Raw genomic sequence first — 24254 nt, 5'->3', positions numbered from 1 at the left:
CCGCGGCAACTACTCGTAGTTGCGTGTCACCAGCTGCGCGGTCGAAGCATCCGCATAGCCGGAAAAATAGGAGAGCAGCTTGTCCCCGTCATTGATGGTCTCAAGTGCAACGACATCCTGTCGATAAAGCGAGGCATGGGGCACTGAGCTCGCCGCGGGGCCACAGCCACCGCCAAGATCGGCGAACGATGCGTCACCCCCGAAGCCACACGTGGGCGTGACGATTGATCCCACAAACGTGATGCGCCCGCCGTCTGCATGCGCCAATGGCACGCCCAGCGCCAAGGCGACTACGCAACCCATCCAGGTCCTGCGAATCCAGCCCTTCATAAACGCCCCTTCCGGCGCCCCTCAAGAAAAGGGGGCACTTGTCGGGTCTATCGGCGTGGCGTGCCGGGGGCTTGATATGCAAAACCCGTACAGGTGTCGGCAATGTGAACCGCGTCACATTTTTGACGCTCACGGCGCCGGAGCTGATCAATAAATAAGCAGGCGCGTGCGTGCTAGGCCACCGGTTAGCGGCCTATGTCGACGCAACTTGAACGCGGGGTTGAGGCGGCGTGAAGCCGGCCCGGGGCCGTCAGCGCGAGGAGACGTACTTCTCGCGACGGATGTGGGCTACCGGCAGGCCGAATTCCTTGAGCGCCGCGAAGGCCGTATCGACCATGTTCGGGTTGCCGCACAGGTAGGCGATGTCGCGTTCGGCGCTGGGCGCCAGCTCGGCCAGCACGGTCTGCACGTGGCCGGCGCGGTCGTTGGGACGCGGCACCGCGCGCGGCTGGCGGCTCAGGCAGCCGTAGAAGCTGAAGCCCGGATGGGCCTGCGCAAAGGCCTCGAACTCCTCGCCGTAGAGCAGTTCGGTCTCGTTGCGCGCACCGTACAGCAGCACCACTTCGCGCCCCTGCTTCACCAGTTCGGCGATCTGCGGAAGCATGGCGCGGTACGGGGTGACGCCGGTACCGGTGGCCAGCAGCAGGTAGCGGCCGTTGCTGTCGCCGGCCTGCAGGCAAAAGCGGCCGTAAGGGCCGCTGGCGTCGATGACGCCACCGATGTCCAGTCCGCCCAGCAACTTGGTGGCGGCGCCGCCCTCCACGTAGCTCACCGCGATCTCGATGCGCTGCACCGGCGAGGAACCGTCGCCCACCGTGCCCACCGAATAGCTGCGCTTGGTGGCGGTGCCGTCGTCGTAGTGGAAATGGATCTGCAGGAACTGCCCCGGCACGAAGGCCAGCGGCTGTCCGTCGGCACGCTCAAAGGCCATGTGGCGCACGGTGGGCGCCAGCATGGTGCTGTCGACGAGACGGAGCTGGAACTGTTCGGCCATGGGTTTTCCGGGGAAACGATGTGATCTCGGGCCCGGGCCGGTCGGCCTGGGCAAGCCACGTATAATAAAAGGCTGGCCCCTTCGGTGCAGCCCATGTCCCCCTCTTCCACACCCGCGCTGGTTGTCGACAACCTGCGCAAGACCTACAGCAATGGCGTCGAAGCCCTCAAGGGCATCAGTCTCACGGTCCAACCGGGCGATTTCTTCGCCTTGCTCGGCCCCAACGGCGCCGGCAAGTCCACCCTGATCGGCATCCTGTCGTCCCTGGTCAACGCCAGCAGCGGCGACGCGCAGGTGTTCGGCGTATCCGTGAACAAGCAGCGCGGCAAGGCCATGCAGCTGATCGGCCTGGTACCCCAGGAAATCAACTTCAACCAGTTCGAGAAGCCGTTCGACATCTGCGTCAATGAGGCCGGTTTCTACGGCATTCCCCGCAAGATCGCCGCCGAACGCGCCGAGAAGTACCTCAAGGAGCTGCGCCTGTGGGACAAGGCGCAGCACCAGGCACGCATGCTCTCCGGCGGCATGAAGCGCCGCCTGATGATCGCCCGCGCCATGATGAACGAGCCCAAGCTGCTGATCCTGGACGAACCCACCGCCGGTGTGGACATCGAGATCCGCCGCTCCATGTGGCAGTTCGTCAGCGGCATCAACGCCGCCGGCACCACGGTGATCCTCACCACGCATTACCTGGAGGAAGCCGAGCAGCTGTGCCGCAACATCGCCATCATCGACCACGGCACCATCGTGGAGAACACCTCGATGAAGCGCCTGCTGGCCTCGCTGGACGTGGAAACCTTCGTGCTGGACATCACCCAGGTGCCGGTCGAGCTGCCCAGCATCCCGGGCATCACGCTACGCCGCCAGGACGAGCACACGCTGGAAGCGGAGATGTCCCGCTCGCATGACCTCAATTCGCTGTTCGCGGCACTGAGCGAGCGCGGCATGACCGTGACCTCGATGCGCAACAAGACCAACCGACTGGAAGAACTGTTCGTGCGACTCGTGGAGAACGGCCGTAAGGACACCGTGGAGAAGGCCGCATGAACGGCACCGCCAACCTCGTCGCGCTCAACACCATCGTCCGGCGCGAGATCGTGCGCATCATGCGCATCTGGACCCAGACGCTGATCCCGCCCGCCATCACGATGACGCTGTACTTCGTGATCTTCGGCAAGCTGATCGGCAGCCGCATCGGCCAGATGCACGGCTTCACCTACATGCAGTACATCGTGCCCGGCCTGGTGATGATGAGCATCATCACCAACAGCTACGGCAACATCTCCAGCTCGTTCTTCGGCGCCAAGTTCAGTCGCGCCGTGGAAGAGATGCTGGTGTCGCCGATGCCCAACTGGGTGATCCTGCTGGGCTACGTGACCGGCGCCGTCGCCCGCGGCCTGATCGTGGGCGCCCTGGTGCTGCTGATCGCGCTGTTCTTCACCGACCTGCACGTGGCACATCCGGTCGTGACCTTCCTGTCGGTGCTGCTGGGCGCCACGGTGTTCTCGCTGGCCGGCTTCGTCAATGCGGTGTTCGCCAAGAAGTTCGACGACATCGCCTTGGTGCCCACCTTCGTGCTCACCCCGCTCACCTACCTGGGTGGCGTGTTCTACTCGGTTGACCTGCTGGGCGAGCCCTGGCGCAGCATCTCGATGGTGAACCCGATCCTGTACATGGTGAACGCGTTCCGCTTCGGCGTGCTGGGCGTGAGCGACGTGAACATTTGGGTGGCGTTCGCGGTGATGCTCGCCTTCGTGGTGGGCCTGGCCGTCGTGGCGCTGCAGTTGCTCAAGCGCGGCGTGGGCTTGCGCTCGTAATGGTTTTTGACCGTCATCCCAGCGAAGGCTGGGATCCAGCGCCTTTCCACGTGCAAGGACGCTGGATTCCGGCTTTCGCCGGAATGACGCCGTAGGAAGGTCTGGTCTCCACTATGCGCGTCAACAAATACATCAGCGAAGCCGGCATCTGCTCCCGCCGCGAGGCGGACGAGCTGCTGCTGGCCGGTCGCGTCACCATCAACGGTGAAGTGGTCACCACCGGCGCCAAGGCGCTGGAAGGCGACGAAGTACGGGTCGATGACGAGATCGTCAAGGCGCGCATCCTCGCGCACACGCCCTCGGCCAAGCGAGCCGTGTACATCGCGCTGAACAAGCCGGTAGGCGTCACCTGCACCACCGACAGCACGGTGAAGGACAACATCGTCGACTTCGTCGACCACCAGGAGCGCATCTTCCCGATCGGACGCCTGGACAAGGATTCGGAAGGCCTGATCCTGCTCACCAGCAACGGCGACATCGTCAACGAGATCCTGCGCTCGGAGAACAACCACGAGAAGGAATACCTGGTGGCGGTGAACAAGCCGGTCACCGACGAATTCCTCGCCGGCATGGCGCGCGGCGTGCGCATCCACGGCCAGATGACCAAGCCGTGCAAGGTGCGCAGGATCGCCAAGTTCGGCTTCGCCATCATCCTCACCCAGGGCCTGAACCGGCAGATCCGCCTGATGGCGGCGGCGTTCGGCTACCGCGTCACGCAGTTGCGCCGCGTGCGCATCGTCAATGTGAAGCTCGGGCACCTGAAGCCGGGGCAGTGGCGCAACCTGACGGACGCGGAGCTGAAGGGGCTGCTGCCCCATCGCACGCAGTGGTGACCACCCCATCCCGCGCAACTCCCTTGCAGGAGCGCCCCCTGTGCGCGACCGCCGTTCGCGACGGTCGTCGTACCCGCGACTTTCGCCCTACGCGGTACTCCCGCCAGCTTGCCGCCTACGCGGCGTGCGTTTCGACGTCCTGCCGGATCGGCGACGTGCTACCTCGGGGACAGCCGCCACACCGCAACGCATCGTGGCATTGAGGGCTTAGAGCCTGGGCGGTGCGGCTCTCACTTCCTCTCTCCAAGGGCGACCCGAAGGTCTCCCGTGGAAGAGAAGGCCGGGGTGAGCGGCCATTCCTGCCTCAGCCCTCCCAACCGACGTCACCGTGATGCATCGCATCATTTCCGCACGTCCAAAATCACCGGATCCTCATACCACCGCGCACAGCGTCGTCCTGCTGCCCTTGCGCACCTGCACCAATCCCTCCCGCGGCGCAAAAACCTCGACAACCCTGCCTCGCTAGTGCATACGTATTCACTTCGATCAGCCGGCGCTGCCAGCGCAGAATCGCCGGACTCTGCAACGGGGAGAGGCGATGAATTTGAATTCCACACCGACGTCGGGCACCGCCGTCGATGATCTTGGCAGCAAGGCCACCGCGCGCGTGGTGCTGATCGCTGCAGCCGCTGCCTTGGGCGGCTTCCTGTTTGGCTTCGATACCGCGGTGATCAACGGCGCGGTGGATGCGGTGCGCGGCAACTTCGGCCTGGGTGCGGGACAGATCGGCTTTGCCGTGTCCTGCGCGCTGCTGGGCTCGGCGGTGGGCGCGTGGTACGCCGGCCCGCTGGCGGATCGTTTCGGTCGCGTGCGCAGCATGCAGGTCGCGGCACTGTTCCTTGCACTCAGTGCGCTGGGCTCGGGTCTGGTGTCGGGCGTGGCCAGCCTGGTGTTCTGGCGGCTGGTCGGCGGCATCGGCGTGGGCATGGCCTCGGTGATCGCGCCCACCTATATCGCGGAGATTTCCCCCGCTGCCGTGCGTGGGCGCCTTGGGTCGCTGCAGCAGCTGGCCATCGTGCTCGGCATCTTCGCTGCACTGTTGAGCGATGCCTGGCTGGCCGGCACCGCCGGCGGCGCGTCGCAGACCTTGTGGATGGGCCTGGCCGCATGGCGCTGGATGTTCCTGGTGGCAGTGGTGCCTGCGCTGATCTACGGCTCGCTGGTGCTGGGCGTGCCGGAATCGCCGCGCCACCTGGTGGCGAAGGGTCGCCTGTCCGAGGCGCACGACGTGCTGCGCCAGGTGCTGGACATGCATGACGAAGGCGCGCTCAACGCCAAGGTCAAGGACATCCAGGACAGCCTGCATTCGGAATACCGCCCCACCCTGAAGGACCTGTGCGGTCCGCGCCTGGGCCTGCTGCCGGTGGTGTGGATCGGCATCCTGCTGTCGGTGTTCCAGCAGTTCGTCGGCATCAACGTCATCTTCTATTACTCGTCCACGCTGTGGCACTCGGTGGGCTTCAGCGAGTCCGATTCGTTCTCCATCACAGTGGCCACCTCGGTGCTGAACGTGCTGGTGACCCTGGTGGCGATCGCCCTGGTCGACCGCATCGGCCGCAAGCCGCTGCTGGTGATCGGCTCGGCCGGCATGACCCTCACCCTGGGCATGATGGCGTGGTGCTTCTCGCAGGCCACCGGCAGCGGCGCGTCCCTGAGCCTGCCGGCGCCGTGGAACATGGTCGCGCTGGTCTCGGCCAATGCCTATGTGATCTTCTTCGGCCTCAGCTGGGGCCCGATGGTGTGGGTACTGCTGGGCGAGATGTTTCCCAACCGCATCCGCGCCATCGCGCTGGCGGTGGCTGCCTCGGCCCAGTGGCTGGCCAACTTCGTCATCACCAGCAGCTTTCCGGCGCTGGCCGAAGTGGGCCTGGCCTTCGCCTACGGCCTGTACGCGCTGTTTGCCCTGCTCTCGCTGATCTTCGTGCTGAAATCGGTGCGCGAGACCAAGGGTATGGAGCTGGAGCAGATGCAGGGCTGAAGCGAGGTGGGGGCTGGGTAGTGCGGGCGCATTGATGCGCGCTACCGCTCACCCAGCCCGCGCTTGAAGCTTGTGTTGGGCACCAGGCCGCCGAGTTGGCGATCCCGGGGTGCCCACGACCCATCCCCCGTCCCCGGCCCTGGCCATGCGATCATGTCGCATGACCGATTTCCGTACGCTCCCGCTCAAACCCGCGCTGCTGGCCAGCGTGGAGACCCTTGGCTACACCGAGATGACGCCGGTGCAGGCGCTCAGCCTGCCGCCCATCCTGGAAGGCCGTGATGTCATCGCCCAGGCCCGCACCGGCAGCGGCAAGACCGCCGCCTTCGGCCTGGGCCTGCTGCAGCAGCTGGATGTGGAGACCATCCGCCTCCAGGCGCTGGTGCTGTGCCCCACGCGCGAACTGGCCGACCAGGTCAGCAAGGCGATTCGCAAGCTCGCCGCCAACACGCCCAACGTGAAGCTGCTTACCCTGTGCGGTGGCATGCCGCTGGGACCTCAGCTGGCCTCGCTCACCCATGACCCGCATATCGTGGTCGGCACGCCCGGCCGCGTGCAGGAGCACCTCAAGCGCGGCAGCCTGCATGGCGGCGGCATCAAGGTGCTGGTGCTGGACGAAGCCGACCGCATGCTCGACATGGGCTTCTCCGAAGCCATCGACGATATCGTCGGGCGCATCGCCAAGCATCACCAGACCCTGCTGTTCTCCGCCACCTATGCCGAGGAGATCCGCCAGGTCAGCAAGCGCCTGCAGCGCGACCCGGTGGAGGTGACGGTGGACACGCCGCACGACGAGGCGACTATCGAGCAGCGCTTCCACGAAGTGGAGCCGGCACAGAAGCTCGATGCGCTTGCCCAGCTGCTGGGCAAGGAGCACGCGCAACACGCCCTGGTGTTCTGCAACATGCGCAAGGACGTGGACGCCGTGGCGGACGAGCTGGACAAGCGCGGCTTCTCGGCACTGGCCCTGCACGGCGACATGGAGCAGCGCGACCGCGACGAAGTGCTGGTGCAGTTCGCCAACCGCAGTTGCTCCATCCTGGTGGCCACCGACGTGGCCGCGCGCGGCCTGGACATCAGCGCCCTGCCGCTGGTGGTGAGCTACGACATCGCGCACGACCCGGACACCCACACCCACCGCGTGGGCCGCACCGGCCGTGCCGGCGAGGCGGGGCTGGCGCTGACCCTGGTCACCCCGCGCGAACGCCCCAAGGCGCTCAACATCGAAGACCAGCTGGGCCAGCCGCTGCCATGGCAGCCGCTCAAGGTGCAAGCCTCGCGCGGCAAGCAGCTCAACCTGGCGCCGATGAAAACGTTAGTGATCGACGCAGGGCGGCAGGACAAGCTGCGCCCCGGCGACATCCTGGGTGCCCTGACCGGTGATGCCGGCCTGGATGCCAAGGACATCGGCAAGATCGACGTGTTCGCCACGCGTGCCTACGTGGCGATCCGGCGCGATCTTGCGAACAAGGCGCTGGAGCGCCTGCGCGCCGGGCGCATCAAGGGAAAGAATTTCCGCGTGCGCGCCCTGCACTGAATCGGCCACCTACACGCAACACCACAAGGAAACCCTGCATGATCCGTTGGCTCACCTGCGCGACCTTGCTTGGCGCGCTCGCCGCCACCGCCTCTGCCCAGGCCGACACGCCGGTCTATGGCTACCGCGTGGTCCACGTTTATCCGCACGACACCTCGGCCTACACCGAGGGCCTGTTCTACAAGGACGGCTACCTCTACGAGAGCACCGGCGAGGCGGGCGAGTCGACCGTGCGCAAGGTGGAACTGGAAACCGGCAAGGTGGTGCAGCGCCATGACCTGCCCGCGCAGTATTTCGGCGAAGGCATCGTCGACTGGGGCCCGCACCTGGTGCAGCTCACCTGGAAGGACCAGCTGGGCTTCGTCTACGACCTGGCCAGCTTCAAGCAGCAGCACACCTTCAACTATCCCGGCGAGGGCTGGGCGCTCACCCGCGACGACAAGCACATCTACATGAGCGACGGTTCGCCGGTGCTGCGCGTGCTCGATCCGGCCACGCTGGCGACGGTGGGCAGCATCATGGTCACCGACGGCGACAAGCCGGTGACCAACCTCAACGAACTGGAATGGGTGAAGGGCGAGATCTACGCCAATGTGTGGATGACCGACCGCATCGCGCGCATCGACCCGGCCACCGGCCACGTCACCGGCTGGATCGACCTCACCGGCCTGTTCGACTACAGCAAGCTGGCCGACCCCGCCAACGACGTGCCCAATGGCATCGCCTACGACGCCCAGCATGACCGCCTGTTCGTCACCGGCAAGCGTTGGCCCAAGCTGTTCGAGATCAAGCTGGTGCCCAAGTCCTCCCATTGATCGGCAGCGCCCCTGTCCTCCGGCAGGGGGCACCCCGGCGGGGCAGCGCTAAAGTGGGCCGTTGCCTGACCGGAGAACCCGATGCGCCCACGTCCCTTGCTGCTGCCACTGGCCCTGAGCCTGGCCGTTTCCACCGCCTGCGCCGACGAGGCGCCGGTACAGCCGCATCCGCAGCCGGCCCTGCTGGCGCTCTCCACCGCACCCAGCGAGGCGGAGTTGCACGCCACCATCGAGAAGCTGGTGGGCTTTGGTACGCGCCACACTCTTTCCGATACGCAATCGGACACCCGCGGTATCGGCGCGGCCCGTCGCTGGGTGAAATCGCGCTTCGAGCAGATGTCGAAGGAGTGCGGCGGCTGCATCGAGGTGGTGACGCCTTCGCAGGTGTTCACTGGCAAGCGCGTGCCGCAGCCCACCGAAGTGATGGACGTGGTGGCGATCAAGCGCGGCAAGACCGATCCCAAGCGCGTGATCGTGATGACCGGCCATCTCGATTCGCGCGTCACCGACGTAATGAACACCACCAGCGACGCACCCGGCGCCAACGACGATGCCTCCGGCGTGGCCGCACTGATGGAAGCGGCGCGCCTGCTCTCCAGGCAAGACAACGACGCCACCCTGGTGTTCGCCGCGCTGTCGGGCGAGGAGCAAGGCCTGTATGGCGGCAAGGTGCTGGCCGACTACGCGGTCGCGCAGGGCTGGCAGGTCGAGGCCGACCTCAACAACGACATCGTGGGCAACAGCCACGGCCAGAACGGCGTGCTGGACAACACCACGGTGCGCATCTTCTCCGAGGGCACCAAGACCAACGAGACACCGGAGCAGGCCAGGTACCGCGCCTACCACGGCGGCGAGGTGGATTCGCCCTCGCGCAACATGGCCCGCTACATGGAGCAGATCGCCACCACCTACCTGCCCGACCTGCGCGTGCGCATGGTCTACCGCACCGACCGCTACGGTCGCGGCGGCGACCAGGTGCCGTTCCTCGAGGCCGGCTTCCCTGCGGTACGCGTCACCGAGGGCCACGAGGACTACACGCGCCAGCACCAGGACCTGCGCACCGAAAACGGCATCCGCTACGGCGACACCATCGACGGCGTGGACTTCCGCTACCTGGCTCGCGTCACCGCGCTCAACACGGTGACCATGGCCTCACTCAGCCGCGCGCCGGCGCCGCCCACGGGCGTCGCCATCGAAGGTGCGCTGGCCACCGACACCACCGTGCACTGGAAGAAGGTGCCGGGCGCGGCCGGCTACGTGGTGCATTGGCGCGACACCACCGCGCCGCAATGGCAGTACAGCCGCGGCGTGGGCAACGTGGAGCAGGCCGTGCTCAAGGACGTGGTGATCGACGACGCGTTCTTTGGCGTCTCGGCGGTATCGAGGGACGGCTACGAGAGCCCGGTGGTGTTCCCGGGCGATGCCGGCAGCTTCGAGCGCTCGCCCGCCCCCAAGTCCCCCTGAGGACTACACCGACGGTCATCGACCCGCGCTAAGATCGGCTGGCCGCCACGCCCGCAGGGTGTGGCGGTGCCTCCGGGGAGGGAGGCCCATCAACGGACGATAACCAGGGGGAAGACCGATGTTTCGCAAATCGCTTTGGCCGGCGCTGGCGCTGCTGGCCGCGACGACGTTTGCCGTGCCCGCCGCGCTGGCCGATGAATCGAATGCATCCCATGAGCAATTCGTAGCCACCCTGCACCCGGTCACCGGCAAGGTGGCCCTGCCCGGCGCCCAGGCCACGCTCGATGTCAGCGATGGCTACAGCTTCCTCAATGCGCAGGATGCGCAGCGCGTGCTGACCCAGCTGTGGCACAACCCGCCGCAGAAGGACGTGCTAGGCATGATCCTGCCCGGCACGGATGCGCACAGCGTGCTACACCGCAACAGCTGGGCGGTGGTGGTGAGCTTCGTCGACGAAGGCTACGTATCCGATGCGGACGCGAGCAAGATCGACTACGCCGACATGCTCAAGGACATGCAGAAGGCCGCGCACGACAGCAATCCCGAGCGCACCAAGGAAGGCTATCCGAGCATCGAGCTGATGGGTTGGGCAGAGCCGCCGCACTACGACCCCTCCACCCACAAACTGTACTGGGCGCAGGACCTGCAGTTCAGCAAAGACGACGGCGCGTCGCTGGGCCGCACGCTCAACTATTCGATACGCGTGCTCGGCCGCCAGGGCTACCTGTCGCTCAACGCGGTGGCGCCGATCGAGTCGCTGGAGCGGATCAAGGCTGACATGCCGCAGGTGGTGGCGATGGCCGAGTTCGATCCGGGCCAGCGCTACACCGACTACAACGCCAGCACCGACAAGGTGGCGGCCTATGGCATCGCGGCACTGGTGGCCGGCGGCATCGCCGCGAAGGCCGGCCTGTTCGCCAAGCTCGGCCTGCTGCTGCTCGCCGCCAAGAAATTCGTGGTGCTCGGCATCGCCGCGATCGCCGGCGCCATCTCGCGATTCTTCAAGCGCAAGCAAGCCTGATTGCCTCATTGCGAAGGCGCCGCGCGGCGCCTTCGTCTCCATGCCGAGCGTTGTTGCACTCACCACACAGAGGGCTACCCGATGGCATTGCCTGATTCACCGTATCGGCGCGGGGAACGCGTGCCTCCCACATGGGACAGCACCCTGCCGCTCGACCTGCCCGACCAGCGTCCGTCACCTCCGGCGCGGAAACAGCACTCCAATTACCTGCTGGCGCATTGGCGCGGGGAGCTCTCCCTGGCGCAATCGTACTGGTGCAATGGCGTGCTGGTGGGGTTCGGGATGCGCATGCTGCAGGCGGGGCTGTTGGCCTGGCTCGGCCAGGCCCACCTGTCGCTGACGCGATTGCTGGTGGTGACGGCGTGCTATGCGGTGATCCGACTGGTCGTGTCGATCTGGCAGGTGATCGGCATCCTGCGCGCCGCAGCACTGAGCGACAGCCGCTGGGCGATCGTGGTGAACGTCCTGATGGTGTTCGCCGTACTCGCCACGCTCGGCAGCCTGCCCGTCGAATGGGCCGCGCTGCAGAAGCTCGCCTCCGGCGCATCCGCCCAACGCCGCTTCGACCCATACACGGTGGCACCGGATGCGGATGGCCGGGCGATCGTGGCCAAGGGCCCCATCGGCATCGGTTATGCCGATGCGGTGATCGAGGCCTTCACGACCCATGCGTCGATCCGTCGCCTGGTCCTGGACAGCGTCGGCGGCGACGTGGACAACGGCATGCAGCTGCACGATTTCCTGGCAGCCCATCGCGATATTGAGGTAGAGGTTGACCACGTGTGCGCCAGCGCCTGCACGCTGGCCTTCATCGGCGGCGCCACGCGCATTGGCTCGATCCACTCGACATTCGGTTTCCACCAGATGCGTTCGCTCATCGATACGCGCTACTCGCACGACTATGTGGATCGCGTGCAGGAGAAGTACGTGTCGCTGCTCGAACAGCTGGGCGCCTCGCAGGATTTCATCCACCTGGCCCTCGCCAAGCAAGGCGATGACGTATACGTGCCCAATGCCGACGAGATGTTCGCCAACCACATCATCACCGGCCTGCGGATCGACGACCGCGTGCTTTCTGCCGGGCAATGGCGGCAGGAGCAGTTCCTGTATGCGTTGCACGCCCAACCCTACGCGCGACGCATGGGCGACGCCATGGCGCTCGTCCGCCAGCAGTGGCCGCCGATCTACCAGGCGTGGGTCGAGCGCGACCTGCGCCTGCTGGATGCGCCGGACGGGACTGCCTCCCACCTGTCGTACGGTGTCTCCCTTTGGACCGCGCTGCACGAGGCGCGCCGGGCGGCGATGCGTACCGTCACCACCGACCACGTGCGGGCGTTTGCCGTCGCCCGGCGCGACCTGCTGCAGATGATCAGCACGCGGCTTTCGCCGGATGCGTGTGGACGTTATCTCGATGGCCAAGCCTTCGATCCGGGCAAGCTGTCCGATCCGATCTTCACCGCCAATGGCGACAGCTACGCCAACCTGCTTACCGACAATGATCCGCAGCGCCGCATCACGGTGGACTGGTCGCTGGGCGCCCAGGGCCTGGCCCGTGCGCGCAGCGCCGCGGCACGGTCGGCGCCGGTGCAGCCTGGTCCTGACTTCCACGCGCAGTCGTGCCGACAGCAGATCACCTTGATCGAGACCCTGCTTGGCTTGCCGCCGCTGGACAGCGACATGGCCTTGCGCAGCCTGTTCTCCCAACTGCGCTGAGGCGACTCAGTTTGGGTCGACCTGCACACCCAATGCCACGAGGCAACGCAGACCCTCGTGGCTGGGCTGCAGCGCACGACCGTCGGTGCGTCGCCTTAGCCAACCCGCATCGAGCAATGCGCCGGTGAGCGCGACGCCGAGCGGACCGCCGATATGCAGGCGGCGCTCGGTCCAGTCCACACAGCCTCGGCCGTTCAAGCCCAGCAGCGCGTTGACCGGCGCGTCACCCAGGCCGGCGTCGATCAACGCCCGTGCACCGGCGCGTTGCAGGCGCAATCCATCGGCTGTCGTTCGCAGGTGCCCCCGTTGCAGCAAGGCATCGCACAGGCCTACCCCGAGCCTGCCGGCAAGATGGCTGTAGCAGGTGCGCGCGGTGCGCAGGCTGCGGTCGCCGGCGACCGGCAGGGAAGTGGTGCAACGTGCGCGTGGCAAGGCCAGGGCCTCGAGCATCGCGGCGACGTCATCGCTGGCCAGGTGGTAGTAGCGATGGCGTCCCTGCGCGTGGACTTGGAGCAACCCGCCTTCGAGCAGGCGCTTCAGGTGCGCACTGGCGGTCGCAGCCCCGACGCCTGCTGCGCGTGCGAGTTCCCCCGCGGGGCGCAGGGTGCCGTCGATCAGCGCCAGCAGCATCGCCGCACGCGCCGGCTCGGCCAGCAACGCGCCGATCTCGGCCAACTGGTAGCGACTCGGGGAAACCGCATCATTCATGGTGCCAGTCTAGCGCCGGCCCCGCATGCACGTTTCGCCGCGCATCGAAACGTTCATGACGCCGTGTATCCACACTGGCTCCATGGACATCTACCGCAGCCCCGACACCCGCGTCATCCAGCCCTCGATCCTCTACTTCGGCACGCCGGTGGTGCTGATCACCACTCGCACCCCGGACGGCACCACCAACATCACGCCGATGTCCTCGGCATGGGCACTGGCCAACCGCGTGGTGATCGGTCTCGCTGGCGGCGGCCAGGGCCTGGCCAACCTACAGCGCGAGCGCGAGTGCGTGCTCAACCTGGCCGGCGAAGGCCTGGCCGAGGCAGTGGAACGCATGGCGCCGACCACCGGTCGCACCCCGGTACCGGCATGGAAGCGCGCCACCGGCTACCGCCATGAAGCGGACAAGTTCGCACTCGCCGGCCTGCATGCCGTGCCATCGCTCGAGGTGGCTGCGCCACGCATTGCCGAATGCCCGCTGCAGTTGGAGGCCCGCCTGCTACTCGCCGTCGAACGCCCGCTCGACGCATGGCGCGATGGTGCCGGCGGCTACGTGATGGCCGAACTGGAGGTGCTGCGCGTGCATGCGCACGACGACGTCACCGTGCGCGGGACGCAGCACATTGCACCGGGGCGCTATCGGCCGCTGTTCTATCTATTCCGCCACTACGTGGGCTGCGGCGCCCGCCTGGGGCGCACCTTCAAGGCCGAGGTATGAGGCTCACACGATCACCGCGACCACCGCCGCGAGCCAAACCACGGCCACGCCGAGCGCGAAGACCTTCCGCGCAGCCGGAATGCGTTCTGCGCTTTCCTCACCCACCGGCGTGGTGACGATCCACGGCACGGAGGCCAGCAGTGCCAAACCGGTAAAGGCGAACGCGGCAATCACCACGTCGACGGCACGCCATGGCGAGGCTTCGTGCACGCCCCAGTAACCGAGCATGGCCATGCCCATCGCGCACAGCGTGGCCGAGGCCGAGCACAGTCCCACCACCGAACCTGCAGGCGCACGCATGGCGACTCTCTCCCGTGACGGGCGGCGATCCACACCGCCAGCGCAGCATACGCCGCGCGATGCCGCCCGCAGGCGAGCGCCACCCGCAAGCACCGTGCAAGCTACATCCCGAAACCCCCTCCAATCTGTCGCGCAGCTGACGGTAACTTGCTGTTTTTCAGGTAAAACCGACCTGCAGCTGAATGATTCCGAGAGTGCTAACGCAACCGGTCAACCGGTCCCTGCAAGCCTCGTTTTCCGCCTTGAGCCAGCCACCTTGGCCTGGCCGCAGGGGACAACATCAGTCATGCGGGGGTGCAACTCCCCGAGGGCAGGTTCGCCTCCTGATTTCACCCACCGCACAAAGGACTAACCGCCATGAAAACCAAGATGACGTCGCGTTTCAGCCTGATCGCCTTCACGATGGTCGCTGCGCTCGCGCGCGCCGGCGCCATGGCCCAGACCACCTCCACGTCCACCACGGACATTCCCGGCCACCCGCGCGTGAGCGAAGTGAACCAGCGCCTGGACAACCAGCAGAACCGTATCCAGGCGGGCGTGGCCGATGGCCAGATGACCGCCGCGCAGGCCGCTCGTGACGAGAAGCAGGATTCCAACATCGCCCAGCGCGAAAGCCGTGACGAGGCCGAGCACGATGGTCACCTGACCAAGCAGGAGCAGAAGAACCTCAACAAGTCGCTGAACCAGGACAGCAAGCGCATCCACAAGCAGCGCACCGACGGCAAGTAATCGGCCGGCGCGGCGCCCAGGGTGGAACGCGAAGCCGCCGCCGAGCGCGCCACCCTGCGTCACCGGGATCGCCATCGGCGGATGGCCGTCCCGGTGCATCGCGACTACTGCAGCAACAGTTCGGCCTTGGTCGAGAGCGTGCGATTGGCCAGGTCGATGATCTCCCTGGCTGTCATCCCGGCGATCTGCCCCTTGATGCGCGCGGCGCTAGGCGCCTCATCCGGGCGCGCAGTTCCCGTATCACCATAAGCCTCCCTCTGGTTGAGCTGCACGATGGCAGCGACCAGCTGCTGCCGCTCGGCCGGCGACAGTTCACGCATCATGCGCGCGAAACTGCGTTCGACGCGTGGGTTGGACGACGCATCGATCCTCGCCGCCTCTTTGGCGCTGGCGCCGCCCAACGGCGCCAGCCAGATCATCGCCGCCAAGGCGACGCCGATGGCGTGCTTCCCTTTCATTGCACTACTCCCTCCCTGGAGCGGCAAAGTCTATCGCCGCCCGTTCCGGCGTGCAGCTCGACGGGTTCGCAACCCCCGGCACTGGCGCCACGCCCCGATCGTGCGAACATCCGCCGGTCACCGTCCAGCGGGAGCGCTTATGGTCAGCAGGATTCTTGCGGCAGCCTGTGTCGCCGCACTGATGATGGGCACGGCGAACGCGGCGGATCCCGCGGCAGCCAAACCTCAATACGGAAGCTGGGGTTACGACCAGGCCGGCGGCGATCCATCGGTGCGGCCCGGCGACGATTTCTTCCGCCATGCCAATGGCCACTGGCTGGACCACACCCCGATTCCCGCAGACCAGCCCGCGGTAAGCCTGCGACTGGCCATGACCGATCTCACCGAACAACGCCTGCATGGACTGATGGAGGCGGCGGCAGCCAGCCACGCGCCCGCCGGTACGCTGGAGGGCAAGGTCGGGGCGTTCTACCAGTCGTTCATGGACGAGACGCGCATCGACGCGCTGGGCGCCAAGCCGATCGCACCCGAGCTGGACGCGGTGAAGCAGGCGACCACGCGCGACGCGCAGGCGGCGCTGATGGGCCGCACCAATGTCGATTTCGACGGCTCGCTGTTCAACCTGGTGCTCGACGTGGACTTGAAGGACACGCGGCGCTACGCGGTCTACGTCACCCAGGCCGGCCTCGGCCTGCCTGACCGCGACTACTACCTCAAGGCCGAGTTTGCCGCGCAGAAAGCCGCCTATCAGGCCTACGTCACCCAGTTGCTGAGCTTGTCCGGGTGGCCGCAGCCGGCTTCTGCGGCCAAGGACGTGGTGGCGTTCGAGACGGCCATTGCCCAGCTCAGCTGGAGCAAGGTGCAGCAGCGCGACCCGGTGGCCATGTACAACCCCATGAGCGTGGCCGAGCTGGAAAAACTCGCGCCGGGCTTTGCCTGGCGCGACTACCTCAAGTCGGCGCAGCTCGGCGACCTGCAACGCATCGTGGTCGCCGAGAAGCCGGTGTTCCCGCAACTGGCCGCGCTGTACGCGCGCACGCCGGTGGCCACCATCCAGGCCTGGCAGGCCGCCCGTATCGCCGACAATGCGGCGTATTACCTGTCCCAGCCATTCCAGCACGCCTATTTCCAGCTGCACGACAAGACGCTCGCCGGACAGCAGCAGATGGCCGTGCGCTGGAAGCGTGGCGTGCGCGCGGTATCCGGTGGCGACTGCGGCGTGGGCGAAAGGCTGGCCTGTTTCGGCAACCTCGGCTGGGGCGTGGGCCAGCTGTACACGGACAAGTATTTCCCGGCCTCGTCCAAGGCCAAGATCGAGGAACTGGTGGCCAACCTCAAGGCGGCCTATCGCGCACGCATCGAAAAGCTGGACTGGATGAGCCCCCAGACGCGGCAGGAAGCGCTGCGCAAACTCGACACCTACACCATCAAGGTCGGCTATCCCGATCATCCGCGCGATTACTCGAACGTCACCATCAGCCGCGACGCCCTGGTCGGCAACGTGCTGCATGCAGCGGGCGCGGACTGGTCGTTCTACGTCAACCGCCTCGGTGGCGCGGTGGATCGCAGCGACTGGAGCATGACCCCGCAGACCAACGACGCCTACAACGGCTCGCTGCGCGACATCGTGTTTCCGGCGGCGATCCTGCAGCCGCCGATCTTCGACCCCAACGCCGACCCGGCCATCAACTACGGTGCGATCGGCGGCGTCATCGGCCACGAACTCACCCATGGCTTCGACGACGAAGGCCGCAAGATCGATGCCGACGGCAACCTGCGCGACTGGTGGACCGCCGCCGATGCCAAGGCCTTCGAGGAGCGCGCGAAGAAGCTGGGCGCACAGTACGACGCCTTCCAGCCGCTGCCTGGCGTGCACATCAACGGCGACCTCACCATGGGCGAGAACATTGCCGACCTCGGCGGCCTGACGCTCGCGCTCGACGCCTACCACGCCTCGCTGCACGGCAAGCCGGCACCGGTGATCGATGGCCTCAGCGGCGACCAGCGCGTGTTCCTGGGCTGGGCCCAGGCGTGGCGCGGCAAGCTCACCGACGACGCCATCCGCCGCCAGGTCGCCAGCGACCCGCACTCGCCGCGTGCCTTCCGCGTGAACGGCCCGGTGCGCAACATTGATGCGTGGTACCAGGCGTTTGGCGTGCAGCCAGACAATGCGCTCTATCTGGCACCGCAGGACCGCGTTCGCATCTGGTGACGGGCTCCAAGCCTTGCCCTGATGGGCAGGATGCCCCCAATGGCGGGCGTCCCGCTGCTGGCTGACGGGCAGGCAACGGCTGGCGGCCACCGGCCAAAGTTGTCCGCAGCGCGCTCCACCGATGCCACAAGGACAGCACCGACGGTGCCATCAAGGTAGTCATACTTGCCCATAGGGATGACGAACATGCCGCCCCAGCACGATCTAGCTTGTCGCCGATCTGCGCCGATAGACTGAAAGCCATTCAGAGGGGGATGAAGCGATGATTTCAAGAGCAGCGATCTTGTTGTTTCTTTGCCTGGCCGCCACCACGACGATGGCGACGGACAACTACTTCGTGAGCCAGCGCAAGGAGGCCTCCATGCTGGTCACCGGCACAGTCCATATCAATCCCGATGGCTCGGTCATGAACTACACGCTGGACCATCCGGAAGAGCTGGACTCGTCCGTGAAGGAGCTGGTCGACCAGAACGTGAAGCGCTGGAATTTCCAGTTCGCGTCAGCACCATCGGCGACAGCAACGGAGAATCTGTCGGTGCGCCTGGTTGCCAGGATGCTCGATGACCGGCATGTGTCACTGCGCATCGCAGGCGTCAGTTTTGACGATGCCGAGGTACCCGAAGACGAGAACATTCGCTACGACAAGAAGCATGGCGCGGATTTTCCCAAGGCAGCCTTCGAAGAAGGCGTCTGGGGGACCGCCTATGTGCTGCTTCGAGTGGGCAGGGACGGTCGAGTACAGGAAGCTTCGGTTGAACAGGTCGACCTGGGCACCTTCGCCCCAACGGCCGATATGGCACGCTACCGCAAGTATCTGGGCGATGCCGCGGTGAAGGGAATTAGGCAAAGCACCTTCAAGGTGCCCACCAAGGGTAAAAACGCCGACCAGCCCTACTGGCTGGTGCGTATCCCGGTGAATTTCCTCAACCCCAACGATCCTGAGCCCGTCGCCTATGGAGCATGGCAGACCTACGTACCTGGACCGCGTGCGGACGTTTCCTGGCTCGACCATCCGGAGCTTGCCGCCGGAGCTCCCGACGCGGTGCCCGATGGAATGCTGCACGCGCTACAGGGCGAACCGCAGCTGCGCACCGGAACGCGCGGCGGCTGATCCCCCGCCGCACCCTGGCCAATGTCCTCATCCCCCTGCCACGCCTCGACTTCGACCCCAGTGAGGCCGCGGTGCCCTGGCGCATCCTGGTGGCGCTGGGGCACCGGGTGACGTTCGCCACGCCCGATGGCCGGGCAGCGGCCGCGGACCCCATCATGCTCAGCGGCGAGGGGCTGGATCCGTGGGGCTGGCTGCCCGGCCTGCGCAAGCTCACCCTGTTTGGACGTCTGTTGCGCGCGAACGCCGACGCGCGACGCGACTACGCCGCCATGCTGCGCGACACCTCCTTCAACGCCCCGCTGCGCTGGGAAGCCATCGATTCCGATCGCTTCGACGGCCTGCTGCTGCCCGGCGGTCATCGCGCCCGCGGCGTGCGCGAGTACCTGGAAAGCGAACGGCTGCAAGCCGTGGTGGCGGCGTTCTTTGCGGCGGACAAGCCGGTAGCCGCGATCTGCCACGGCGTGGTGCTGGCCGCACGCAGCAAGCGGGCGGACAGGCGCTCGGTGCTGTATGGCCGGCGCACCACCGGACTGACCTGGGCACTGGAGAAGTCGGCTTGGCAGCTCACCCGTCTCACCCGCTTCTGGGACCCGCATTACTACCGTACCTATCCCGACGGCACCGGCCAGCCGGCAGGCTACATGTCGGTGCAGCAGGAAGTGATCCGTGCCTTGGCCGATCCGCAGGACTTCCTCGACGTGCCGGCCAGCTCCCCGGACCACCGGCGGCAGACCTCCGGTCTCAGTCGTGACCGCGACACTGATCTGACGCCGGGCTTTGTGGTCCGCGACGGGCGCTATGTGTCGGCGCGATGGCCGGGGGACGGGCACCGTTGCGCCCGCGAATTCGCCCGTCTGCTGGACGAAAAATACGCAGCGCGACCGGTCGCCGGCGCAGTACGCCGGCTGCACCCCAAGAACCTCGTGCCGGACGAAAATTTCCTAGGATTTCCTAACCCCTCCCCCCCGCTGGAATTTTCGAGCTTATCCACGCGTTCTCCACAATCTATTGGGTTGACCGGCCCCGATCAGCCCGATATGTTGTGCCCTGTCGGTGCCACTCTCAGACTCGATGTCGGAGTGGCTCAAAAGGGAACGCCGGTGGAATTCCGGGACTGCCCCGCAGCGGTAAGCGGAAACGAAAGCCAACAACGCACTGGCCCTCAGCGGCTGGGAAGCGGGAGCGAGTAGGTTGGATCGCAAGATCCATGTCCGCGAGTCCGAAGACCTGCCGACAGCCGTGGCCATGCACCACGGTAAGTGGTGGCGGCTTCCGCGGGGAAGCGCGCCGATGCGCGGGATGTCAGTCCTGCTGCTCGGGCGTCCGTGAAGCCACACCTCTTTTTCTTTTCAGCCCTGCGCGCGGGAGCAGGCGGTTGATGACCAAGCTTGGAGCGAAGTCGCCATGCAACCTATCGATACCACCGGCCGCGAGCGTGAAGACGAGCGCGCCGACAATCCCGTTTTCTCTGCCGACACCGCCGTGGCGGAAGCTCCGCGCACGGATACCCCGTTTGCGCTGACCCCGCCGCACAACCCGGGCCAGATGCGCGTGACCAAGCGCAACGGCCGCCAGGAAGTAGTGGACGTCAACAAGATCGTGCGCGCGGTCACCCGCAGCAGCGAAGGCCTGCACGGCGTCGATCCGCTGCGCGTGGCACTGAAGACCATCGGCGGCCTGTACGACGGCGCCACCACGCAGGAACTGGACGAGCTGTCCATCCGCACCTCCGCGGCGCTCACCGCCGAGGAGCCGGAGTATGGCCAGCTCGCCGCGCGCCTGCTGGCTGCGTACATCGACAAGGAAGTGAGCGGCCAGGAGATCCAGAGCTTCTCGCAGTCGATCGCGCGCGGTGCCGAACTGGGCATCGTCAACGACCGCCTGCGCGACTTCGTGATCGCCAACTCCCGCAAGCTCAACGATGCGATCGATCCGCTCGCCACGCGCCGCTTCGAGTACTTTGGCCTGCGCACGGTCTATGACCGCTACCTGCTGCGCCATCCGCAGCTGCGCAAGGTGATCGAGACGCCGCAGCACTTCTTCATGCGCATCGCCTGCGCGCTCGGTGGCAGCGAGATCGGCGAGACGCTGGAGCTGTATCGCCTGCTGTCCTCGCTGGAATACATCGCCAGCTCGCCGACGCTGTTCAACTCGGGCACCGCGCACGAGCAGCTCAGCTCGTGCTTCCTGCTCGACTCGCCGTCCGACTCGCTGGAGTCGATCTACGAGAAGTACGGCGACGTGGCCAAGCTCAGCAAGTTCGCCGGCGGCATCGGCCTGGCCTACTCGCGCGTGCGTTCGCGCGGCTCGCTGATCAAGGGCACCAACGGCCACTCCAACGGTCTGGTGCCGTGGCTGAAGACCCTGGACGCCTCCGTGGCCGCCGTGAACCAGGGCGGCAAGCGCAAGGGCGCGGCCTGCGTGTACCTCGAGCCGTGGCACGGCGACATCGAGGAGTTCCTCGAGCTGCGCGACAACACCGGTGACGAAGCCCGCCGCACGCACAACCTCAACCTGGCCAACTGGATCCCGGACGAGTTCATGCGCCGCGTGGAGACCGACGGCGAGTGGTCGCTGTTCGATCCCAAGATCGTGCCGCACTTCGTGGACAGCTGGGGCGAGACCTTCGAGAAGGCCTACCGCGAGGCGGAAGCCGCCGGCCTGGCCGTGAAGAAGGTGAAGGCGCGCGAGCTGTATGCCCGCATGCTGCGCACGCTGGCGCAGACCGGCAACGGCTGGATGACCTTCAAGGATCGCAGCAACGCCACCAGCAACCAGACCGCCAAGCCGCAGAACGTCATCCACCTGTCCAACCTGTGCACCGAGATCCTCGAGGTCACCAATGCCGAGGAAACGGCGGTGTGCAACCTGGGCTCGGTGAACCTATCGCGCCACGTGGTGGACGGCCGCTTCGACTTCGACAAGCTGGCCGCCACCGTGCGTACCGCCGTGCGCCAGCTGGACCGCGTGATCGACCTGAACTTCTACCCGATCGACACCGCCAAGACCGCCAACAACAAGTGGCGCCCGGTGGGCCTGGGCGTGATGGGCCTGCAGGACGTGTTCTTCAAGCTGCGCCTGCCGTTCGACTCCGCCGAAGCGCTGGAGCTCTCCACGCGCATCGCCGAGGAGATCTACTACAACGCCCTGTGGCAGTCGAACGAACTGGCCGCCGAACACGGCCCGCACCCGGGCTTTGCCGAGAGCCGCGCTGCCAATGGCGAACTGCAGTTCGACTACTGGGCGAACGCACAACCTAACGACAAGGCCCGCTGGGACGAACTGCGCGAGTCGATCAAGGCCCGTGGCCTGCGCAACTCGCTGCTGATTGCCATCGCCCCGACCGCCACCATCGCCTCCATCGCCGGTTGCTACGAGTGCATCGAGCCGCAGGTGAGCAACCTGTTCAAGCGCGAAACGCTGTCCGGCGACTTCCTGGTGGTGAACCGCTACCTGGTGGAAGAGCTCAAGACGCTGGGCTTGTGGACCGCCGAAGTGCGCGATGCGATCAAGCTGGCCGAAGGCTCGATCCAGGGCATCACCGCGATCCCGGAGCGCCTGCGCACGATCTACCGCACGGTATGGGAGCTGCCGCAGAAGGCCCTGATCGACCTGGGCGCCGCGCGCGGTGCGTACATCGACCAGAGCCAGTCGCTGAACCTGTTCATGGAAAACCCGAACATCGGCCAGCTGAGCTCCATGTACATGTACGCATGGAAGTCGGGCATCAAGACCACGTATTACCTGCGTTCGCGTCCAGCCACCAAGATCGCCAAGACCACCGTGGCCGCCGCACCGACCGCCAAGCCTGCCGCGCCTGTCGTGGATCAGGAACAGGCGAACGCTGCTGTGTTCTGCTCGCTGGAGAACCCGGAGTACTGCGAGGCTTGCCAATAATCGTCATCCCCGCGCAAGCGGGGATCCAGTGCCTTTCCCGCAAGTGTTGAAAGGCGCTGGATTCCTGATTCCGCAGGAATGACGATCAAAAGCAGATCTCGGCGTAGAGGTCGTGCCAGTAAGGATTGGTTCTTTCGATGAGTTCCAGTTTCCAAGTGCGCATCCACTTCTTGATCGCCTTTTCCCGGCGAATCGCCGACTCCATGGATTCATGCATTTCGTACCAAACCAACTTGTGGACCTTATACCGTTGACTGAAACCCTCCACCACGTCGCTGCGGTGCTGCCAGATACGCGCTGGGAGGTTGGAGGTGACGCCTGTGTACAGGGTGCCATTGCGGTGGCTGGCGAGAATGTAGACACAGGGTTGGCGATATCGCATGCAGCTCGACCGGATGGCTTTTGGTCCAAGCTTGCCGCCAACCACCACCCATACCACCGTCATCCCAGCGGAGGCTGGGAACCAGCGCCTTTCACCGACATGCTTTGTTGGAGTGAGAGAAGTCACTGAATTCCAGCGTTCGCAGGAATGACGAGCAAGAGAACAACAGCGCCGGCATCACTGGCGCAACACAACACGAGGAATCCCATGTCCACCCAACCCTCCCGCGCCCACCACATTCTCGATCCCGGCTTCGAACTCACCCTGCGCCCGATGCGCTATCCCGAGTTCTACGAGATGTATCGCAACGCGATCAAGAACACCTGGACCGTGGACGAGGTGGACTTTTCGCTGGACGTCACCGACCTGCGCTCGAAGATGTCCGACGCCGATCGCCACCTGATCCATCGCCTGGTCGCGTTCTTCGCCACCGGCGACACCATCGTGGCGAACAACCTGGTGCTCAACCTGTACCAGCACGTCAACGCGCCCGAGGCGCGCATGTATCTGTCGCGCCAGCTGTATGAAGAAGCGCTGCACGTGCAGTTCTACCTCACCCTGCTCGACACCTATATCCCCGACCCGGCCGAGCGCAACAAGGCATTCGCCGCGATCGAGAACATTCCGTCGATCCGCCAGAAGGGCGAGTTCTGCTTCAAGTGGATCGATTCCATCCAGGACATCCGTCGCCTGGAAACCCGCGAGCAGCGTCGCCAGTTCCTGCTCAACCTGATCTGCTTCGCGGCATGCATCGAAGGCCTGTTCTTCTTCGCCGCCTTCGCCTACGTGTACTTCCTGCGCTCGCGCGGCCTGCTGCACGGCCTGGCCTCGGGCACCAACTGGGTGTTCCGCGACGAAAGCTGCCACATGGCGTTCGCCTTTGACGTCGTGCGCACCGTGCGCGCGGAAGAGCCCGACCTGTTCGACGACGCCATGCGTGCGCAGATCGAGGAGATGCTCGAGGACGCCATCGCCTGCGAGACCCAGTTCGCCGAGGACGTGCTGTCCGGTGGCGTGGCCGGCCTGTCGGTGAAGGACATGCGCCAGTACCTGGAATACTGCGCCGACCAGCGCCTGACCCAGCTCGACCTGCCCAAGAAGTACGGCTCGAAGAACCCGTTCGACTTCATGGACCTGCAGGACGTGCAGGAAGTCACCAACTTCTTCGAGCGCCGCGTCTCGGCCTACCAGGTCGGCGTGCAGGGCGAAGTCTCGTTCGACATGTCGTTCTGAT

21 protein-coding genes, 1 pseudogene and 1 riboswitch are annotated in these 24254 nt (G+C 65.9%); of the genes and pseudogenes, 16 read left to right on the top strand and 6 right to left on the bottom strand.

The features are described from left to right. Positions 1–9 precede the first annotated feature (9 nt). Positions 10–330 carry a hypothetical protein gene (locus DVU99_RS07650; protein ID WP_114239619.1) on the bottom strand — a complete coding sequence of 107 codons (321 nt, stop codon included), beginning with the start codon at positions 328–330 and terminating at the stop codon, positions 10–12. Positions 331–580: 250 nt separating this feature from the next. After that, positions 581–1324 carry an FAD-binding oxidoreductase gene (locus DVU99_RS07645; protein ID WP_114239618.1) on the bottom strand — a complete coding sequence of 248 codons (744 nt, stop codon included), beginning with the start codon at positions 1322–1324 and terminating at the stop codon, positions 581–583. Positions 1325–1417: 93 nt separating this feature from the next. Between DVU99_RS07645 and DVU99_RS07640 the strand changes: the two genes are divergently transcribed. From DVU99_RS07640 to DVU99_RS07600, 9 genes are all read left to right on the top strand, one after another. After that, complete coding sequence (locus DVU99_RS07640; protein ID WP_114239617.1) at positions 1418–2371, top strand: ABC transporter ATP-binding protein; 954 nt, start codon at positions 1418–1420, stop codon at positions 2369–2371. Next, positions 2368–3141 carry an ABC transporter permease gene (locus DVU99_RS07635; protein WP_114239616.1) on the top strand — a complete coding sequence of 258 codons (774 nt, stop codon included), beginning with the start codon at positions 2368–2370 and terminating at the stop codon, positions 3139–3141. The genes DVU99_RS07640 and DVU99_RS07635 overlap by 4 nt, the downstream gene beginning before the upstream one ends. A 113-nt stretch (positions 3142–3254) precedes the next feature. Then, positions 3255–3974 (top strand): 23S rRNA pseudouridine(2604) synthase RluF, encoded by a 720-nt coding sequence (rluF, locus tag DVU99_RS07630; RefSeq protein WP_114239615.1) that lies wholly within the window; start codon positions 3255–3257, stop codon positions 3972–3974. Positions 3975–4512: 538 nt separating this feature from the next. Next, complete coding sequence (locus DVU99_RS07625; protein ID WP_114239614.1) at positions 4513–5952, top strand: sugar porter family MFS transporter; 1440 nt, start codon at positions 4513–4515, stop codon at positions 5950–5952. A 160-nt stretch (positions 5953–6112) separates the two neighbouring features. Next, positions 6113–7489 carry an ATP-dependent RNA helicase DbpA gene (dbpA, locus tag DVU99_RS07620; protein ID WP_114239613.1) on the top strand — a complete coding sequence of 459 codons (1377 nt, stop codon included), beginning with the start codon at positions 6113–6115 and terminating at the stop codon, positions 7487–7489. Positions 7490–7527: 38 nt separating this feature from the next. Continuing rightward, entirely contained in the window at positions 7528–8304 is a 777-nt protein-coding gene (locus tag DVU99_RS07615) for a glutaminyl-peptide cyclotransferase (protein WP_114239612.1), read from the top strand. Between the two features lie 81 nt (positions 8305–8385). Further along, positions 8386–9768, top strand: coding sequence for a M28 family metallopeptidase (locus tag DVU99_RS07610; protein ID WP_114239611.1), 1383 nt, complete (start codon positions 8386–8388; stop codon positions 9766–9768). Positions 9769–9886: 118 nt separating this feature from the next. Further along, positions 9887–10789: a DUF2167 domain-containing protein gene (locus tag DVU99_RS07605; protein WP_114239610.1), complete on the top strand. Its 903-nt coding sequence runs from the start codon at positions 9887–9889 to the stop codon at positions 10787–10789. 120 nt (positions 10790–10909) lie between these two features. Continuing rightward, entirely contained in the window at positions 10910–12502 is a 1593-nt protein-coding gene (locus tag DVU99_RS07600) for a hypothetical protein (protein ID WP_114239609.1), read from the top strand. Between the two features lie 6 nt (positions 12503–12508). Here DVU99_RS07600 and DVU99_RS07595 read toward each other — a convergent pair whose 3' ends face one another. Beyond that, the gene (locus DVU99_RS07595) at positions 12509–13210 is read right to left on the bottom strand and encodes a helix-turn-helix transcriptional regulator (protein WP_114239608.1); all 702 of its coding nucleotides are present in this window, start codon (positions 13208–13210) and stop codon (positions 12509–12511) included. Positions 13211–13265: 55 nt separating this feature from the next. On the opposite strand from DVU99_RS07595, the gene DVU99_RS07590 reads away from it, so the two are divergent. Further along, entirely contained in the window at positions 13266–13931 is a 666-nt protein-coding gene (locus tag DVU99_RS07590) for a flavin reductase family protein (RefSeq protein WP_232823502.1), read from the top strand. Positions 13932–13934: 3 nt separating this feature from the next. Here DVU99_RS07590 and DVU99_RS07585 read toward each other — a convergent pair whose 3' ends face one another. Next, a complete protein-coding gene (locus tag DVU99_RS07585; RefSeq protein WP_114239606.1) occupies positions 13935–14231 on the bottom strand; it encodes a hypothetical protein in 297 nt (98 codons plus the stop codon). Between the two features lie 357 nt (positions 14232–14588). Between DVU99_RS07585 and DVU99_RS07580 the strand changes: the two genes are divergently transcribed. After that, positions 14589–14960: a hypothetical protein gene (locus tag DVU99_RS07580; RefSeq protein WP_232823501.1), complete on the top strand. Its 372-nt coding sequence runs from the start codon at positions 14589–14591 to the stop codon at positions 14958–14960. Positions 14961–15064: 104 nt separating this feature from the next. Here the strand turns inward: DVU99_RS07580 and DVU99_RS07575 are convergent, their stop codons facing one another. Further along, on the bottom strand, positions 15065–15418 hold the full coding sequence (locus DVU99_RS07575; RefSeq protein WP_114239605.1) for a hypothetical protein: 354 nt from the start codon (positions 15416–15418) through the stop codon (positions 15065–15067). Between the two features lie 139 nt (positions 15419–15557). Between DVU99_RS07575 and DVU99_RS07570 the strand changes: the two genes are divergently transcribed. From DVU99_RS07570 to DVU99_RS07555, 4 genes and pseudogenes are all read left to right on the top strand, one after another. Further along, on the top strand, positions 15558–17630 hold the full coding sequence (locus tag DVU99_RS07570; RefSeq protein ID WP_114239604.1) for a M13 family metallopeptidase: 2073 nt from the start codon (positions 15558–15560) through the stop codon (positions 17628–17630). A 262-nt stretch (positions 17631–17892) separates the two neighbouring features. Then, complete coding sequence (locus DVU99_RS20095; protein WP_157971376.1) at positions 17893–18741, top strand: energy transducer TonB; 849 nt, start codon at positions 17893–17895, stop codon at positions 18739–18741. Positions 18742–18812: 71 nt separating this feature from the next. Next, a pseudogene (locus DVU99_RS20330) lies at positions 18813–19238 on the top strand (type 1 glutamine amidotransferase domain-containing protein); the annotation flags it as partial. Between the two features lie 537 nt (positions 19239–19775). Further along, positions 19776–19991, top strand: a riboswitch (cobalamin riboswitch). Between the two features lie 154 nt (positions 19992–20145). Then, the gene (locus DVU99_RS07555; protein ID WP_114239602.1) at positions 20146–22638 is read left to right on the top strand and encodes a ribonucleoside-diphosphate reductase subunit alpha; all 2493 of its coding nucleotides are present in this window, start codon (positions 20146–20148) and stop codon (positions 22636–22638) included. 85 nt (positions 22639–22723) lie between these two features. Here DVU99_RS07555 and DVU99_RS07550 read toward each other — a convergent pair whose 3' ends face one another. Next, positions 22724–23020 carry a GIY-YIG nuclease family protein gene (locus DVU99_RS07550; RefSeq protein WP_114239757.1) on the bottom strand — a complete coding sequence of 99 codons (297 nt, stop codon included), beginning with the start codon at positions 23018–23020 and terminating at the stop codon, positions 22724–22726. Positions 23021–23227: 207 nt separating this feature from the next. On the opposite strand from DVU99_RS07550, the gene DVU99_RS07545 reads away from it, so the two are divergent. Then, complete coding sequence (locus DVU99_RS07545) at positions 23228–24253, top strand: ribonucleotide-diphosphate reductase subunit beta (RefSeq protein ID WP_114239601.1); 1026 nt, start codon at positions 23228–23230, stop codon at positions 24251–24253. The last annotated feature ends 1 nt before the right edge of the window (position 24254 follow it).

The organism is Dyella sp. C9 (assembly GCF_003332825.1).
GTDB lineage: Bacteria > Pseudomonadota > Gammaproteobacteria > Xanthomonadales > Rhodanobacteraceae > Dyella.
This window is presented reverse-complemented; position numbering and strand designations above follow the sequence as displayed.

Coding starts and splice junctions, on each gene's coding strand:
- DVU99_RS07650 (WP_114239619.1), bottom strand. CDS start 330: ATGAAGGGCTGGATTCGCAGGACCTGGATGGGTTGCGTAGTCGCCTTG.
- DVU99_RS07645 (WP_114239618.1), bottom strand. CDS start 1,324: ATGGCCGAACAGTTCCAGCTCCGTCTCGTCGACAGCACCATGCTGGCG.
- DVU99_RS07640 (WP_114239617.1), top strand. CDS start 1,418: ATGTCCCCCTCTTCCACACCCGCGCTGGTTGTCGACAACCTGCGCAAG.
- DVU99_RS07635 (WP_114239616.1), top strand. CDS start 2,368: ATGAACGGCACCGCCAACCTCGTCGCGCTCAACACCATCGTCCGGCGC.
- rluF (WP_114239615.1), top strand. CDS start 3,255: ATGCGCGTCAACAAATACATCAGCGAAGCCGGCATCTGCTCCCGCCGC.
- DVU99_RS07625 (WP_114239614.1), top strand. CDS start 4,513: ATGAATTTGAATTCCACACCGACGTCGGGCACCGCCGTCGATGATCTT.
- dbpA (WP_114239613.1), top strand. CDS start 6,113: ATGACCGATTTCCGTACGCTCCCGCTCAAACCCGCGCTGCTGGCCAGC.
- DVU99_RS07615 (WP_114239612.1), top strand. CDS start 7,528: ATGATCCGTTGGCTCACCTGCGCGACCTTGCTTGGCGCGCTCGCCGCC.
- DVU99_RS07610 (WP_114239611.1), top strand. CDS start 8,386: ATGCGCCCACGTCCCTTGCTGCTGCCACTGGCCCTGAGCCTGGCCGTT.
- DVU99_RS07605 (WP_114239610.1), top strand. CDS start 9,887: ATGTTTCGCAAATCGCTTTGGCCGGCGCTGGCGCTGCTGGCCGCGACG.
- DVU99_RS07595 (WP_114239608.1), bottom strand. CDS start 13,210: ATGAATGATGCGGTTTCCCCGAGTCGCTACCAGTTGGCCGAGATCGGC.
- DVU99_RS07590 (WP_232823502.1), top strand. CDS start 13,266: ATGACGCCGTGTATCCACACTGGCTCCATGGACATCTACCGCAGCCCC.
- DVU99_RS07585 (WP_114239606.1), bottom strand. CDS start 14,231: ATGCGTGCGCCTGCAGGTTCGGTGGTGGGACTGTGCTCGGCCTCGGCC.
- DVU99_RS07580 (WP_232823501.1), top strand. CDS start 14,589: ATGAAAACCAAGATGACGTCGCGTTTCAGCCTGATCGCCTTCACGATG.
- DVU99_RS07575 (WP_114239605.1), bottom strand. CDS start 15,418: ATGAAAGGGAAGCACGCCATCGGCGTCGCCTTGGCGGCGATGATCTGG.
- DVU99_RS07570 (WP_114239604.1), top strand. CDS start 15,558: ATGGTCAGCAGGATTCTTGCGGCAGCCTGTGTCGCCGCACTGATGATG.
- DVU99_RS20095 (WP_157971376.1), top strand. CDS start 17,893: ATGATTTCAAGAGCAGCGATCTTGTTGTTTCTTTGCCTGGCCGCCACC.
- DVU99_RS07555 (WP_114239602.1), top strand. CDS start 20,146: ATGCAACCTATCGATACCACCGGCCGCGAGCGTGAAGACGAGCGCGCC.
- DVU99_RS07550 (WP_114239757.1), bottom strand. CDS start 23,020: ATGCGATATCGCCAACCCTGTGTCTACATTCTCGCCAGCCACCGCAAT.
- DVU99_RS07545 (WP_114239601.1), top strand. CDS start 23,228: ATGTCCACCCAACCCTCCCGCGCCCACCACATTCTCGATCCCGGCTTC.